Below are 14,235 nucleotides of genomic sequence, written 5' to 3'. Positions count from 1 at the left end.
ATAGTTATTAATTTCTATTCAATACAACCAGCTTAAGTTCTGTCATTTCTTCAATTGCATATTTTATCCCTTCACGGCCCATTCCACTTTCTTTCACTCCACCATAAGGCATTTGGTCAACTCTGAATGTTGGGATATCATTGATCATAACCCCGCCAACATGTAGTTTATCGACAGCATCAAGGGCAGTATGGATATTCCCGGTATAAACTCCCGCTTGAAGACCAAAACGTGAGTCATTTACCTTATCAATAGCCTGATCAATTGAACTGAACTTATCAATAATCACCACGGGTCCAAAAACCTCCTGACAGGAGACTTTTAATTCCGGGTTGACCTCAACAAGAACAGTTGGCTGAAGTACGCCTCCTTCGACCAAACCACCTGTTACTACTTTTGCACCAAGTGATTTAGCCTCTTGGATCCATCCTATTACCCGTTCTGTTTCGCTTGGATGGATGAGGGCTGATACATCCGTAGAGGAATCCCTTGGATCTCCTAATTTCAATTTTTTTGTTTCGGTGACGAATTTAGATAGAAATGCTTCATATTCATCTTCATGCACATATATCCGCTGGAGGGAAATACATACTTGACCTTGAAATGAAAATGCTCCCGATACACATCGCTGAATAATTTTATTTATATCTACACCTTTATCAATAATTGCAGCTGAGTTCGATCCGAGTTCTAGGGTAACCCGCTTCAAACCTGCTTTATTTCTAATATTAATTCCCACAGTAGGACTTCCAGTAAAAGTAATCATATTAATACGCTTATCTGTTACAATCTTGTCTCCTATTACACTGCCACTTCCAGTTATAATATTTAGTGCTCCATCAGGTAGTCCAGCCTTTTGTAGTAATTCTCCTATAAAAAATGCAGATAAAGGGGTTTGAGAAGCTGGTTTCAGTACAATAGTATTTCCCGAAGCGATAGCTGGGCCAAGCTTATGAGCAACTAGATTCATAGGAAAGTTAAAAGGGGTTATGGCACCGACTACGCCTATTGGTTCATGTATTGTATAGGCTAACCTTCCTTCCCCTCCTGGTGCAGCATCTAGTGATATCGTCTCTCCATTTATTCGCTTAGCTTCTTCAGCCGCAAATTTATAGGTTTGAATCGTCCGGGTTACCTCAATTCGAGCGGCTCCAATTGGTTTCGCAGCTTCGACAGCAATGATCTCAGATGCTTCTTCTGCCCTTTCTGTTAATAAGGTAACTAGATTTTCAAGAATCATAGCACGTTGATGGGCAGGCATTTTTGCCATAATGTTTTTTGCCTTGTAAGCAGATTGGATGGCTAATTCTAGATCTTCATGTGAGGCTACTGGGATTTCACCAATGATTTCACCAGAATAGGGTGAAATGAGACTTTTATATTCCTGTGTTTCTACCCATTGTCCTTGAATCAGTAATTTTTTTTTCGTTAAACTATCAATCATGGCAATTCCTCCTTACTCTACTTTCAAAACTATTTTCCCGATATTCCGATTTTCAGCCATATACTGATGGGCTAGAGCTACATCTTGCCAGTTGTAAACACAATCAATAATGGGAGCTAGTTTCCTATTTTTAAATCTTTCCTTTGAAAATTCCTCAAACTTCCGTGTTAATTCAATCTTAAAGGGTGTGCTCCTAGACCTAAGAGTTGAACCGATAAAGTTTATCCTCTTTTGAAGAAATGGACCTAAATTTGCATTTGTTAGTTCCCGTCCACCTAGGGATCCCACAAATATCCATCTGCCATCAATCCCGATTGACTGCAAATTTGATTCCCAATAGGAAGCACCAACAAAATCTAGAATTACCTGAACACCGCTTCCTTTTGTTACATCATGAACTTTGTTTGAGAAATCATCCTCCTTATAGTTAACTGTGAAGTTTGCCCCTAGGGCGGAGCATCGGTCCAATTTCTCCGAAGATCCAGCTGTTACAATGCTTGTAGCTCCGATTTCCGTAGCAATCTGAATTGCTGCTGTCCCAACACCACTAGCTCCAGCATGTATAAGAACATGTTCACCTGATTTCAAATTGCCCAATACAATAAGGTTTAAATAGGCTGTCAGAAATGCTTCAGGAATGGCAGCTGCTTCTTCAAAAGTAAGCCCATCAGGTATTCTCATTCCCATATCTGCAGGAATAACCACCTTCTCAGCATATCCACCACCAGGTAATAAGGCATGAATACGATCCCCTTCTTTCCATCCTTTAACCCCGCCCCCTACTTTCTCTACCACACCAGACATCTCCAACCCGATAATCGTTGATGCACCAGGTGGTGGTGGATATAAGCCTTTTCGCTGCAAGATGTCTGCACGATTAATGGCGGTTGCTTTCACTTTTACGAGTAATTCCCCATCCTTTAGGATTGGATCTCTCACATCACCTATATACAGGTCTTGGTTTTTATCTTCTACAAGAATAGCCTTCAATTTTCCTTCCACCCTTTCATTGTCTATATTTTGTTAGTTCATGAAAGTCCCGCCATTCACATCTAATGTTGAACCAGTGATATAGCCAGCTTCTTCAGAACATAAGAATGAGACAGCCGCTGCCACTTCCCCAGTAGTACCTAACCTGCCAACTGCCGACAATTTTGCAAACTCAAGATTTTTTTCTTGAGATACTACCGCTGCCATTGGTGTAATGATTCGTCCTGGTGCAATGCAGTTAGCTGTAATCCCGTGTGTTCCATATTCAGCTGCTAGATTACGAGTAAAGGCAATTAATCCACTTTTACTTGCAGCATAGTGCGTTCCAGACACTCGACTAAAAGTTCTGGCTGCTTGGGAAGCCATGTTTACTACCCTTCCCCAGTTATTTGATATCATCAAGGGTAATGCTTCACGAGTGCACAAAAATGCACCCGTTAAGTTTACTTGCAAAACTTTATTCCATTCTTCCAATGAAGTATCAATAATTTTTGTTCTTACTCCATTTACCTTAGGTGATATTCCTGCATTATTAACCAAAATATCTAGGCGCTCATACCTATCGCTAATCGTTGAAATAACATTCTTAACATTTGATTCATTGCTGACATCCAATTCCATGTATTCAGCTAGTAATCCTTGTTCTTTCAATCGATATGTCTCCTGTTCCAATTTATCAGAAAGCATATCTGTCAAAACTACCAATGCCCCATCTTTGGCCAAGCGTTCTGCAATTGCTAAGCCAATTCCTTGAGCAGCGCCTGTGACAAGTGCAATTTTTTTGTGTGACTCCACTTACATTCACCCTCTCTTTTAATTCCGCATAGCGGAATTGAATTACGCATTTCGGTATGTACAAATAATACTCCCTTATGAAAACGGTGTCAATTTATTATTTGGATTTTTTGAAATATTTTATTAATTGTCTTCCTCCCGAAATATGGATTTGCCCAAACGCATTTAGTAGATTCATAGGATCGGTTAATAATATTGAGTAAATAAAAAAATAATAAAGAACCTATTTCTGAAAGAATTTATTCAAAAATAGGTTCTTTTAAGTCTATCGTTTTTTGGACTTATATTATTGAATGTGACTTATCCTTAAAAAGAACCATCTACTCTATTATTCCCCTACATTTGCCCTGTTACCCCATTCAGGTAGAGGAATAGTTACCTTATCTGTTAATCCAAACTCTTTCGGAAAAATAGTTACTACTTTTTGTTTTTGCCACTGGTCAATCATAGGAAAAGATAGTGTATTATTTTGAGTCTTCGGATCAAATTTAACGCCCCAGCCAACAATTGTTGATCCAATCGGCTTATCCATTGCTAATGCTGCTTCTCTAATCTTTTCTGGCTTTAAGGAACCGGCTTCAGGTATTACTTCTTTCAATAATAGGTACATCGCATTAAAGCCCATTGCTGCATGCGCGGAAGGGGTCTTTCCTTTATATTTTGATGCATAACGATCTTGGAACTCTTTATACAGTTTCTTCGCATCATCATTTAATCCATTCGTATTAAAATTAGATGAAGTACCGGCATTAAAAATACCATTTGCTTCGTCTCCAACCGCTGCTGCAAAATCAGGAATATTATGCGCTCCTCCATTGCCGATAAAGGCTTTTAGGTTCAACCCAGCCTCTTTTGCTTGACGCCAAAATAAAATACCGTCAGCTGTATATTGGCAAGCAATCACCACATCTGGTTGTAATGATTTTAACTTAGAAACAGTAGAAGAAAGGTCATTCGTTTTATAGCTATATGCTTCTGTAGCTACTAATTTCATGCCTGCTTTGTTCACAACTTCAGTGGCACCTTTTGCTACCATGGTTCCATAAGAAGAATCTTCGTGGACAATTGCAACTTTAATATCTTCATTTTTCATGTTCAATTTCGGGCTAACTTCTTTCACTAGGTAGTCAGCTGCAGCTCTTCCCAAATCTGACGCTGGGTAAATCAATCTAAATAAATATTTAAATCCACGAGAGGTAATATCATCTGCTACGGCGCCTTGTTCCCAATAAACTACCTTATTTCTTTCAGCTACCTGACTGGCAGCAAACGAAATGGCACTGGAATAAGAACCTGCAATTACACTAACCTTGTCGTTTTGAATCAATCGATTGGCAGAAGAAGTGGCTGAATTAGAATCTGGGGCATCCGCCACAGCAAATTCTACTTTTTTCCCTAATACACCATCTTCTTCATTTGCGATATCCTTAGCAATCTCAAATCCACGCATTACGTCATTACCAAGTTGTGCAAGAGGACCGCTGAGTGGCAGAATGACGCCAATTTTTGCAGCATCTTTCGAATTACTGTCAGAACTTGAACTGGTTGAACATCCAAATAATCCTAGGATCATAATTGATATAAGTACTAAAATACTTAACTTCTTTTTCATATAGCTCCCCCTTTAATAACTTTCATTAAATACCTAAATAGGCCTTTTTTAGATACGGATCTTCTAATAAAGAGTTTCCATCACCCTGCATAACCATTCTTCCATTTTCCAGTACATACGCTCTATGTGCGATTTGTAATGCATAATTTACATTTTGATCAATAAGAAGGATGGTGGTGCCTAGTTCATTTATATCCTTAATGGTCTTTATTGTATGTTTTACTAACAATGGTGATAGTCCTAAAGATGTTTCATCAAGCATTAGAACCTCTGGCATTGCCATCAGACCTCTGGCAATGGCACACATCTGTTGCTCCCCACCACTTAATGATCCTGTTAATTGATCTTTCCGATCATATAAGCGTGGGAAAATTTCATACATTTTTTTCAAATTTTCTTGTGCTTTTGCTCTTGCTCGTTTTGAAAACGATCCTAATTCTAAATTTGCTTCAACCGATAATCTTGGAAATAACCTCCTTCCTTCGGGAACATGAATGATTCCTGAATCAACAATTTTGTCAGATTCCATCTTATGAAGTGGTTGATCACGAAAAAATATTTCGCCATTTTTGGGTTTTAACAAACCAGAAATGGTTTTTAACGTGGTTGATTTCCCAGCTGCATTGGCACCAACTAATGCCACTATTTCACTAGGCCTAACCTGTAAAGATACGCCAAAGAGCACCTGAACATCCCCATAAAACACATCGATATTCCTTACATCAAGCATGGATTTCATCCCCCAAGTAGGCCTCAATAACCTTTGGATTATTTGCAACTTCTTCAGGTTTTCCAGTTAATATTTCTTCTCCATAGTTCAGAACAAGAATCCTATCGGATAAAGTCATCATGGCTTCCATAATATGCTCAATAATTAAAACGCTTGTTCCCCGTTTTTTTAATTCAAAAATGAGATTGATAAACTCTTTTACCCCTGTTGGATTTAAACCTGCCATCACTTCATCCAATAGAATTAACTCAGGTTCTGTTGCAAGAGCTTTTGCTACCTCTAATCTTTTTCGGTCAGAGATGGTTAGGTTCGATGAAGGAGTATCATAAGCCACATTGAGTTGAACAAAGTCCAACACTTCCATTGCTTTTTCCCTAGCCACCTTTATTGATTTCGTCCTTAATAGGCTGCCGACCATAACATTCTCAAGAACCGACATATTGGGAAAGGGTTGGGCGACTTGAAATGTCCTTCCAATCCCAAGCTTGCAAATATACTTAGGAGAACTTTTCTCAATCGAATGACCTTTAAATTGGATTGATCCACTATCGGGCTTAATAAATCCGAAAATTTGATTAAATAAGGTGGTCTTACCCGCACCATTTGGGCCAATAATCCCCAAAATTTCTCCTTCCTTCACTTCAAAACTAACGTTTTTTGTGACTTGTAAGCCACCAAAATTTTTAACAAGATTATTAACCTTTAACACTGGATACCTCCTCACTTTTCATTTCCATTTTTTTCTTTCTTTTATTCTTGAAAGAGGAAATGAATCCCATTATTCCATTTGGATTTTTTAACACTACCACCATTAATAGGACACCATAGATGACAAGGTGAAGGCCCTGAATAGAGCTACTAAACAATGCTCTTAATAATTCCCCCAACGGAATAATAATTACTGCTCCAATTACAGGTCCAGCTACAGTACCAATTCCTCCAATGATAGAAATTAGGGCAAGTTCGGTAGAAATCGTGGAAGCAAAAACACTTTCAGGTTCAATATATAGAATATTTTGGATCATAATCGTTCCACCAATGGCTGTAAAAAACGCACTGATGGCAAGGGCATAAAATTTAGATTTGCTCGTTGGAACTCCAAGCGCCTGGGCTGCATCATCATTTTCTTTTAATGCATTCAGAAAGAACCCAAGACGACTATGTTTTATTTTCCATGAAATAACCATGATTAAAATAAGGTAAACTAAACTAAGGTTGAAGTAACCGGTCGGACCATCAAAGATCATATTTGAGAAAGAAGGTTCATAGTTAATGGTTACCCCATATGGAATGGTTGTTTTGTTTCTAAAATATACAAATAATATCCTAATGACTTCCCCGATAGAAATCGTTACCATTGCGAAGAATACCCCACGAAGACGAAAACTTGGATACAGCGTGAGAAAACTAACAAGTACTGCTAATAGTCCACCAGCAAGCATCCCAATCCATGGTGAAACCCCTAAATAAACATAGAGTAATGTTGAGGTATAGGCTCCTATTCCAAAGAAGGCTGTATGCCCTAGGGATAATTGGCCTGCGTAACCCCCAAGAATATTCCAACTGCTTGCAAGACCCGCATATACAAACACCGTTGTTAAGACATGAATGTAAAATTCATTGGTAGTTATATATGGCAGCAAAAAGGTCGCAGCTATAAGGATGAATAGTAAAGTCATATTTTTAGTTTTCATCGAGCACCCTCCTGTTCTGACCCTTTTACGCCAAATAATCCATATGGTCTAATTATTAGGATAATAATAAAGAAGATAAAATAAGAAGCTTCCTTTAATTCCGGAACAAAAAGCCCTGTAATCGATTCTAGTAAGCCAACCAATATTCCCCCGACGATAGCTCCAGGGATGCTTCCAATGCCGCCTAGAACGACCACAACAAAAGATATCAGAATAAATGATACACCAGCTGTTGGAAATGCATAATATTGTGGAATAAGAAGTGCTCCAGCCAATCCCGCACATGCACATCCTATTCCTACTGCGACCATATAAATTTTCTTTACACTAATTCCCATCAACATGGCTGCTGAGCGATCTTGTGATACTGCTTGAATGGCTTTTCCAATGTACGTTTTATTAAGAAAAAGGATTAGAATCGCTAAGATTATCAAGGAAGTCACAAAAGCTACTAATCTAGAAACACTTATACTAATATCAGGACCTAACGTAAAAACAGTGTCTGAGTAGAATGTTTTTACTGTTCGGTAATCCGCCCCCCAAAGGGTTAATGCTAAATTTTGCAAAAGGATTGATAACCCTAGCGTCGCAAACACCTGCGTTAATTCTGGTGCATTTAGGGAAGGTCTAATAACAAACATATACATTAACGTCCCAATTAAAAAGAATATAGGTACGATTAAAATAATAGAAAAGGTTGGATCGAGATTAAATAAGGTATAGAACCAATACGTTAGGTACATCCCCAGCATGAGGATTTCTCCATGCGCAAAATTGACTACCTTCGCTACTCCAAAAATGAGTGTTAACCCAATACTAGCTAAAATATAAACTCCACCTAATAATATTCCGGAAATAAGTAACTGAAGAATCAACATGTTATCTCACCTCATTCTCTGATCTATTATCATTTGTAAATTGTCTCTAGCAATTTTTCTAATATTTTCTTCTGATAAAATTGAAGTTTCTAATTTTAACGTTGTACATTCTGGATACCAGTAAGGAAGACCTGTACCAAATAAAACCCGATCGACCCCTACCTTTTCTATTAACAATTCTAATGATCGAAAAGGTGTTTGGATGAAAGAAAGTTCAAAATACACATTCGGGTATGATAATAGATTAAATAGTTCTTCTGCATCTGTTATTCTCATGCCACCCATAATAAAAGTCGTATCTGGATGTTTATTAAAAAATTGTGCAAGTTCTTCTGTATTCGCGGTTGGAACCTTAGCATTTGGATGATGTACTCGTTCATCTTCAAATCGGTAGGTTACAAAAATCGGAATCTTGTATTCACTTGCTTTCACTGCTACACTATCAACAGCTTTTGAGAGGAGAGAATAGTCATGGTAGGTTGGATATAAACGGAAACCATATGAATTATACTCCTTTACTAATTGGTCAATATATTCGCTACAATCATATACATTGGGATTGATTGTATAGAAAGGCAGTAATTTTTCTGGATGTTCTCTTACTTGTTCATATAATTTTCGATTTACTTCAGGAAGATCACGATCAATACAAAATACACTATCCAAACTAGAGATGATTCCTTTTTCAATATTTACCTTCTTCATTAAGTGGAAAATGCCATCTAGATTATTGTATCTAAGTTGGTGAAATGGCCAGTTTCCAATATAGATATTGGAATCAAAGTAAGTAATTTTATTCATTATTGATCCCTCCCTAAAATTCGTAGGAAGTTTCCACCCAGTATTTTTGCCTTATCTTCTTCAGATAGATCCGAACCTATTATTTTGCCAATGGTGGAAGCAAAATCTACTCCAATACAATCTGATCCAAAAACCAAGCGATTAGCACCAATATGGTCAACCGCTTTTTCAATCATCCCCAGTTCTGCAATAGGGCTCGCCGTATCCATAAAAACATTTGGACAATGTTTTACCTTTAATACAGCTCGCTCATTGTGTGCCATGACAATTTTCACCTCTGGATATCTTTCAGCAAGATCTGCTACATCGATTGATCTTGATTCATTTGGAAAATAACCGGTTACCTTATCCCAAGTGTGTTGTAAAATTGGAACATTATACTGAATAGCCGCTTCTACAACCGGGAAAAATCTAGGATCATTACATCTTGTCCCCGTCCACATTTTTACACCAATCATTCCATATTCTTCAATTCCTCGTCTTACTTCATCTACCGCTCCAGGATATGCTGGATTAATATAGGTCCATCCCCATATCCTTTCTGGGTACAATTTCATAATTTTATACAAATCATCATTAAAGGAAGCACATTGTTCCTGAGTCGGTTCATGAATTAATTTTGTAGGGTAATAGCATCCAGGACCTAACGCTGCAACACAAAGCTTATCAATCCCAAAACGATCTGCACCATCTAAAAAATCTTCTACTTCCCGTTGAGAAAATGGATTGGTCAAGAGATGGGTGTGAACATCAATTATCATATATGTCCTCCGTTCTGCTAATCTTTAATAGTTTTGTAAAAATCTAGGTAACCTTATGTATAACTAGGTGAGTAGTAGTTTTTTTGTGCTTAATGAGTTATCTGGGATGGGGCGTAAATAATATCTTGGGACCCCCATTATTTAGGCATTCTTCAAATCCTTTTTCGAAATCCTTAAGATCCAAATATTTTTTTACTATTAGGAGTGCTTTAGATTGGAGCTTTTCCATTAGATTTATGGCAGTATGCCAATCTTCTTTTACCGCACTGATGCTTCCCGTTACGTTTAATTCTTTATATGCTATGTCCATAAAGGAGATATTTACCATTTTTGACGAGGTGCCAATTTGCACAAATTGACCTTTTGGCCGAAGGATGGTGAGACCTAAATTTACCCCATTTACATTACCTGAACATTCGAACACGGTATCGACTGTAAGGTTTTTCTTTCGAAGCACTTCTAGTAAATCACCGGACATGTCTACCATATCAACTCCCATTCGAGCTGCGATTTCAAGGCGTCCGGCATCAGCTAAAGTTCCGTAAACGATTACTCTTGCCCCAAATTGTTTTGCTACAAGGGCTGTGAACAATCCAATCGTCCCTGGACCAATAATGACAACTGTATCTGTAGGTTTTACATTAGCCTTATATACACCTCTTACAGCTACCGTCAATGGTTCAATCAATGCACCAGCATCATCGGAAATAGTATCAGGGACGGTATATACTTGTTGTTCATTAAGTTTGACGAATTGAGTAAATACTCCATCATAATCAAAGCCAATCCGCTTCCGAGTAGTGCAAAGATTAAACTCTCCACTGTGACAGTATCTGCATTCTTGGCAGCTACTGTATGTCGGCTGTGCAACAATTCTGTCCCCTACTGAAACTTTCGTAACCTTTTCTCCTACTTCCACAACCTCACCAATAAATTCATGACCAATAACAACTGGAAGTGCCTTATTATCAATGTGATAATTTCCGGTGTATAGCTTTAAATCTGTTCCACAAATACCCGCGCGCTTGACTCTTGCTAGCACCTCGTTTTCTGCGATTTGTGGAATATCAATATCATCTAATACAACATTCTTTCCGGTTTTTAATACAACGCCTTTCATCACTACATATTCCCCTCCTAGCCAAACAGCAAAATTAATTTCTTACGTTTATATAGAGATTTTGTACTAGCATACAATCAATAGATTCCGCAATTCGGAATGACATTACACATTACGGTATGTAGAAATCATAACCGCTGGTGAAAACGTTGTCAATATGTTTTTTTAATTTTCTGAATTGACTAAAATTATTTTAAAATACTAAAATAGTTTTCTCATTTAATCATCCCTAAATAGACAAAAGCGCTAAGTTTAAACTTAGCGCTTTTGTCATAATCTATTTACTTAACCATCCAATTTCATTGGATAACTTATTCCCCGCATCTTTTAGAACTTCCACGATTTTTGGTAATCGCTCATTACTAAATCTTGCCTCAATTGCACCAACACTTAAAGCAGCTACCACAATTCCCTCATGGTTAAATATTGGAACCCCTATTGCTGCCGTTCCAAGGGTAACCTCATTACTACTAAAGGCATAGCCATTATTTCTGATAATCTCTAACCTTTTAAAAAAATATTGTATTTCGCTAGGGCTTAAGTTTAAAAGATCAAAAATTTCTGATTGTCTGCTCATTTCCATATTTGCTAGGATTGCAAGTGGTGCTCCGCCTTGATTTAGTTGTAGAACATCCCCAATATTTGTTGTTGCATCCTGAATAAAATAGCTTCCTTTAACCGCTTCAATACAATAGGCTTTGTTATTTCGTTCAATAAACAGATAAGAACTATCCTCAAGTTGACTAGAGATTTCCTGGAGGTATCTTTTCGCACGTTCAGGAATATTAATCGTATTCATTACCATATTTCCAATTCTAAAAAGTTCAATCCCTAATCGGTAATACGGAATTTGACCTATAAAGATCTTTTCTAAATACCCAATATTACATAGTGTATTGCAGAATCGCATAGCCGTAGTTTTAGTAAAACCTGTTTGTTGATGAATATCGTGAAGTGTTAACATTGTTTGTTTTTTTGTAAATAATTTTAATATAACATCGACTTTTTCTACTGAATGAATGACTGATTTATCCCTGTTATCAATAACAATAACCTCCTCATACAAACGAATATTAAAAACGTCTATTACAAAATATTACCATGCTATAGATATTTTTCCTACACATTTTACTCAGCAAATGGAATGTTCAACTAGTATTAATATAAAAAATAACGCTATTATTCTTATCATAACTGAAGCATATTATAAATGCAGTAGTATTGAACCTATTTTACTTTACGAAAATTTAGGAATTGTCTTTTAAGGAAATCAAATTTGAGGGTTTAGATCTTTATATTTTCCAATAGAGTAGGAGGGGAATTTTAATCCCCGGCCTCTCACACCACCGTACGTACGGTTCCGTATACGGCGGTTCAATCTTTTAATTATCTAAGCTCATAAAGTTGGGAAATGTCTTTCAATCCCCACTTTGTGAGTTTTTATTTTTTTATCGCTTGATGTAGGATTTCACTTTTGGATATGCGCCAATATCCCTTCCGGGAATTAGCTAATATCATGGCATCGTCATGACTGATTCCATATTTGCGAAGCATTCTGTATTTGGTCTTTGGCTTTTTCCATCGCTTCCAAATGAGTTGTCTAAGTCGGTGGTTTAACCACTTCCGGATGTTAATGATAAATTGTTTCATACGAGCTATACCGTAGTAGTTAATCCATCCAGTGGTTAACTGGTTTATCTTCTTGATGATTTCTTCGAAAGTTCCCGGTTGTTTTCGACTGGTCGACTTTCTCAATTTATCTTTAAATCGTTGTTTTGCCGACTTGCTAGGTCGGCAACCGACTTTCCCATGAGGTTTTGTAGATTGAAACCAAGGAATGTAGCCGAAGTTGCCCCACAGACTTTACTTTTCTTTTGGTTAATGGTTAGTCCAAGGTCACTTTCGATATAGCTTGTGACACTATTCATTACCCTTTCTCCAGCTCGTTTGCTTTTGACATAGATGACGAAGTCATCTGCGTATCTAATAAAACGGTGTCCTCTCTCCTCTAGTTTTCTGTCTAATTTGTTCAAATAGACATTTGCTAAAATGGGGGATAACGGTCCACCTTGCGGTGCTCCCTCTGTGGTTTCAATATAGATATCTTTGTCTAGAATGCCTGAGCGAAGGAATTTCCAAATCAATTTAAGAACGGTTTTATCCGAGATGAACTCTTCCAAATATGCTCTAACTTTTTGGTGGTGGATTGTGTCAAAGTAGCTTCTTAAGTCGCAGTCCACTACTACTCGGTATCCTTCATGATAATGCTGTTCGGCAAGTTTAATTGCCTGGTGTGCATTCCTACCTTTACGAAAACCAAAGCTATTGTCAGAAAAGTATGGGTCTATTATTGGTTCAATTACTTGGAGGATAGCTTGTTGTACCACTCTATCCAACACACAAGGTATCCCCAAATATCTTTTGGAACCGTCTGATTTTGGAATGGCAACCCTTCTAACGGGTTGGGGCTGGTAAGTCCCATCCAAAAGCTTCTGTTTAAGAGGTTGGAAGTGCTTTTCCATATGTGTTTTCAATTGATATACGGTAATCCCATCAACCCCGGGAGCTCCTTTGTTACTTTTCACCTTTTCATATGCTTTCCAAAGGTTTTCATTTGCGATAACTTCGTTGATTAATTTGATACCATCTTGTTCTTTCATATCCATGTCGGCATCCCTACGCACTCCTATGTACCTTTCGGTTTCCAACCTATTTCTTCATAGGTAGCCATCTTTTGGTCTATACCTTGATGTTTTCTACGATTAGGCGGGGTGCCTACACCTCCTTGTTTTCCAAGATTTAAGATTGTTCAGTCCTTCATTTCATAAGGAAACTACTATGACCTCTGCTGACTTCTCACGATAAATCTTGTTTCAACCGAGCAAATTCGCTCGTCCGTGAGACCTCCCCGGGTAAGAGCGATAACCTTCTTCTCATGTAACTGCTATATTTACTGTATGGGATTTGGGCAGTATTGGACTTTATCTTGTTATGCAGACTCATCCGTCCCAATTCAGCCTTGTATATAGTTTCTGTTCGTCAGTTCGAGAATTTGCCGCCGGCTTCCTTCAGATTCCTCCTCGCGGAGGACACCCTTGCCATTAGCTAACAGTTCCTACTGCCAAGCCTGTAGTGGACTTGCACCACCAAGTTATCGCCCATGCCGGGCGCACATAATTAAAAGGATAAAGACTGACGTCTTTATCCCTTGGGTAATACGGTACCTTACAGCGCTCGCACTTTAACTGTATACAAGTAACGAAATACATTTTGCAAGATTATTAGTTTGTTAGATGTTGGAAAAACTCATAAGCCACATGATCAGTATAGCCTTCATGAACAACCTTACCAATTGCTTGAATCATTTCTTCAGGGTATTGGGATTGGAAAATATTCCTTCCCATATCCAC

General features: G+C 37.9%; 15 protein-coding genes and 1 pseudogene. All 16 read right to left on the bottom strand.

The window, feature by feature from the left end; translation table 11 throughout:
- Positions 1-7: 7 nt before the first annotated feature.
- The 16 genes and pseudogenes from RCG19_RS21610 to RCG19_RS21540 all read right to left on the bottom strand — a co-directional run bounded on the left by RCG19_RS21610 (position 8) and on the right by RCG19_RS21540 (position 14,235).
- Positions 8-1,444, bottom strand: a complete 1,437-nt coding sequence (locus RCG19_RS21610; protein ID WP_308108853.1) for an aldehyde dehydrogenase family protein — start codon at positions 1,442-1,444, stop codon at positions 8-10.
- Positions 1,445-1,456: 12 nt separating this feature from the next.
- The gene (locus RCG19_RS21605) at positions 1,457-2,434 is read right to left on the bottom strand and encodes an NAD(P)H-quinone oxidoreductase (protein ID WP_308108852.1); all 978 of its coding nucleotides are present in this window, start codon (positions 2,432-2,434) and stop codon (positions 1,457-1,459) included.
- A gap of 33 nt (positions 2,435-2,467) precedes the next feature.
- Positions 2,468-3,229 carry an SDR family NAD(P)-dependent oxidoreductase gene (locus RCG19_RS21600; RefSeq protein WP_308108851.1) on the bottom strand — a complete coding sequence of 254 codons (762 nt, stop codon included), beginning with the start codon at positions 3,227-3,229 and terminating at the stop codon, positions 2,468-2,470.
- Between the two features lie 328 nt (positions 3,230-3,557).
- Entirely contained in the window at positions 3,558-4,841 is a 1,284-nt protein-coding gene (locus tag RCG19_RS21595) for an ABC transporter substrate-binding protein (RefSeq protein WP_308108849.1), read from the bottom strand.
- Between the two features lie 25 nt (positions 4,842-4,866).
- Positions 4,867-5,571 carry an ABC transporter ATP-binding protein gene (locus RCG19_RS21590; protein ID WP_308108848.1) on the bottom strand — a complete coding sequence of 235 codons (705 nt, stop codon included), beginning with the start codon at positions 5,569-5,571 and terminating at the stop codon, positions 4,867-4,869.
- Positions 5,564-6,280 (bottom strand): ABC transporter ATP-binding protein, encoded by a 717-nt coding sequence (locus RCG19_RS21585; RefSeq protein ID WP_308108847.1) that lies wholly within the window; start codon positions 6,278-6,280, stop codon positions 5,564-5,566. Before RCG19_RS21585 ends, RCG19_RS21590 begins: the two co-directional genes overlap by 8 nt.
- A complete protein-coding gene (locus RCG19_RS21580) occupies positions 6,267-7,265 on the bottom strand; it encodes a branched-chain amino acid ABC transporter permease (protein ID WP_308108846.1) in 999 nt (332 codons plus the stop codon). The genes RCG19_RS21585 and RCG19_RS21580 overlap by 14 nt, the downstream gene beginning before the upstream one ends.
- Positions 7,262-8,143: a branched-chain amino acid ABC transporter permease gene (locus tag RCG19_RS21575; RefSeq protein WP_308108845.1), complete on the bottom strand. Its 882-nt coding sequence runs from the start codon at positions 8,141-8,143 to the stop codon at positions 7,262-7,264. Before RCG19_RS21575 ends, RCG19_RS21580 begins: the two co-directional genes overlap by 4 nt.
- 6 nt (positions 8,144-8,149) lie before the next feature.
- On the bottom strand, positions 8,150-8,944 hold the full coding sequence (locus tag RCG19_RS21570; protein WP_308108844.1) for an amidohydrolase family protein: 795 nt from the start codon (positions 8,942-8,944) through the stop codon (positions 8,150-8,152).
- Entirely contained in the window at positions 8,944-9,705 is a 762-nt protein-coding gene (locus RCG19_RS21565) for an amidohydrolase family protein (RefSeq protein WP_308108843.1), read from the bottom strand. The genes RCG19_RS21570 and RCG19_RS21565 overlap by 1 nt, the downstream gene beginning before the upstream one ends.
- A 97-nt stretch (positions 9,706-9,802) precedes the next feature.
- Positions 9,803-10,825: a zinc-dependent alcohol dehydrogenase gene (locus RCG19_RS21560; RefSeq protein WP_308111046.1), complete on the bottom strand. Its 1,023-nt coding sequence runs from the start codon at positions 10,823-10,825 to the stop codon at positions 9,803-9,805.
- Between the two features lie 277 nt (positions 10,826-11,102).
- Positions 11,103-11,624, bottom strand: a complete 522-nt coding sequence (locus RCG19_RS21555) for an IclR family transcriptional regulator (protein WP_308108842.1) — start codon at positions 11,622-11,624, stop codon at positions 11,103-11,105.
- A 78-nt stretch (positions 11,625-11,702) separates the two neighbouring features.
- Positions 11,703-11,891 (bottom strand): annotated as a pseudogene (locus RCG19_RS23780) (helix-turn-helix domain-containing protein); the annotation flags it as partial.
- A gap of 374 nt (positions 11,892-12,265) precedes the next feature.
- Positions 12,266-12,580 carry a group II intron maturase-specific domain-containing protein gene (locus RCG19_RS21550; protein WP_308108841.1) on the bottom strand — a complete coding sequence of 105 codons (315 nt, stop codon included), beginning with the start codon at positions 12,578-12,580 and terminating at the stop codon, positions 12,266-12,268.
- The gene (gene ltrA, locus RCG19_RS21545) at positions 12,577-13,491 is read right to left on the bottom strand and encodes a group II intron reverse transcriptase/maturase (protein ID WP_308108840.1); all 915 of its coding nucleotides are present in this window, start codon (positions 13,489-13,491) and stop codon (positions 12,577-12,579) included. The genes RCG19_RS21550 and ltrA overlap by 4 nt, the downstream gene beginning before the upstream one ends.
- A gap of 615 nt (positions 13,492-14,106) precedes the next feature.
- The gene (locus RCG19_RS21540) at positions 14,107-14,235 is read right to left on the bottom strand and encodes a hypothetical protein (RefSeq protein WP_308108839.1); all 129 of its coding nucleotides are present in this window, start codon (positions 14,233-14,235) and stop codon (positions 14,107-14,109) included.

Source organism: Neobacillus sp. OS1-2 (assembly GCF_030915505.1).
GTDB lineage: Bacteria > Bacillota > Bacilli > Bacillales > Cytobacillaceae > Neobacillus.
The sequence above is the reverse complement of the archived record's forward strand: the minus strand, read 5'-3'. Positions and strand labels throughout refer to the sequence as shown.

What these genes read in the sequence shown, in the direction of transcription:
- RCG19_RS21610 (WP_308108853.1), bottom strand. Translation starts at nt 1,444, where the DNA reads ATGATTGATAGTTTAACGAAAAAAAAATTACTGATTCAAGGACAATGG.
- RCG19_RS21555 (WP_308108842.1), bottom strand. Translation starts at nt 11,624, where the DNA reads ATGAATACGATTAATATTCCTGAACGTGCGAAAAGATACCTCCAGGAA.
- RCG19_RS21565 (WP_308108843.1), bottom strand. Translation starts at nt 9,705, where the DNA reads ATGATAATTGATGTTCACACCCATCTCTTGACCAATCCATTTTCTCAA.
- ltrA (WP_308108840.1), bottom strand. Translation starts at nt 13,491, where the DNA reads ATGGATATGAAAGAACAAGATGGTATCAAATTAATCAACGAAGTTATC.
- RCG19_RS21570 (WP_308108844.1), bottom strand. Translation starts at nt 8,944, where the DNA reads ATGAATAAAATTACTTACTTTGATTCCAATATCTATATTGGAAACTGG.
- RCG19_RS21590 (WP_308108848.1), bottom strand. Translation starts at nt 5,571, where the DNA reads ATGCTTGATGTAAGGAATATCGATGTGTTTTATGGGGATGTTCAGGTG.
- RCG19_RS21580 (WP_308108846.1), bottom strand. Translation starts at nt 7,265, where the DNA reads ATGAAAACTAAAAATATGACTTTACTATTCATCCTTATAGCTGCGACC.
- RCG19_RS21575 (WP_308108845.1), bottom strand. Translation starts at nt 8,143, where the DNA reads ATGTTGATTCTTCAGTTACTTATTTCCGGAATATTATTAGGTGGAGTT.
- RCG19_RS21560 (WP_308111046.1), bottom strand. Translation starts at nt 10,825, where the DNA reads ATGAAAGGCGTTGTATTAAAAACCGGAAAGAATGTTGTATTAGATGAT.
- RCG19_RS21595 (WP_308108849.1), bottom strand. Translation starts at nt 4,841, where the DNA reads ATGAAAAAGAAGTTAAGTATTTTAGTACTTATATCAATTATGATCCTA.